Below are 510 nucleotides of genomic sequence, written 5' to 3'. Positions count from 1 at the left end.
ACAAGATAATTACAGTCACGATTTAAGCTGATTTATATGGGACAGCCCTGGGTGAAACTCCCACTTTACACTCCCGAAGGCAAAACCACAGAACATTATTTGGAAATCCTCAGCGTTGACTCAGATGCATTTCAGATGGCTCAGTCAGAAATGCAGCGAGATCTTGCAACGGCCAACCTGGAAGAGGACAAGGCGAAGCGTTTTGAGCTGGTGAGGGAGGCTAAAGTTGCAGCTGCGGCGGCATTGGTTACCGGTTGGTCCCTTGATGATAAGTTTACTGTGGAGGCAGTGAAAGAGTTGTTGCGTGAGGCCCCACAATTGGTTGAACAAATTGATCGAGCAGCTAGTAATCGCGCACTTTTTTTCGCCAGCGGCAGCAAGACTTCATCGAGTGGGCCTGCTGTCAGTTCAAACTCGACAAGATCCCGAAGGGGTGCAAAGAAAGTCTCCGCCAACAGCTCCAGCAAGTCCAAAAAACAACCGGTATAACTCCCCCGGAGCTTAAGACTA

The 510-nt window shown here is 49.2% G+C and carries 1 protein-coding gene; it reads left to right on the top strand.

Translation table 11 applies throughout. From position 1 onward, the window contains the following. Positions 1-36 precede the first annotated feature (36 nt). A complete protein-coding gene (locus MO867_RS22560) occupies positions 37-489 on the top strand; it encodes a phage tail assembly chaperone (protein ID WP_252473354.1) in 453 nt (150 codons plus the stop codon). The last annotated feature ends 21 nt before the right edge of the window (positions 490-510 follow it).

It is taken from the genome of Microbulbifer okhotskensis (assembly GCF_023895975.1).
GTDB lineage: Bacteria > Pseudomonadota > Gammaproteobacteria > Pseudomonadales > Cellvibrionaceae > Microbulbifer > Microbulbifer okhotskensis.
This window is presented reverse-complemented; position numbering and strand designations above follow the sequence as displayed.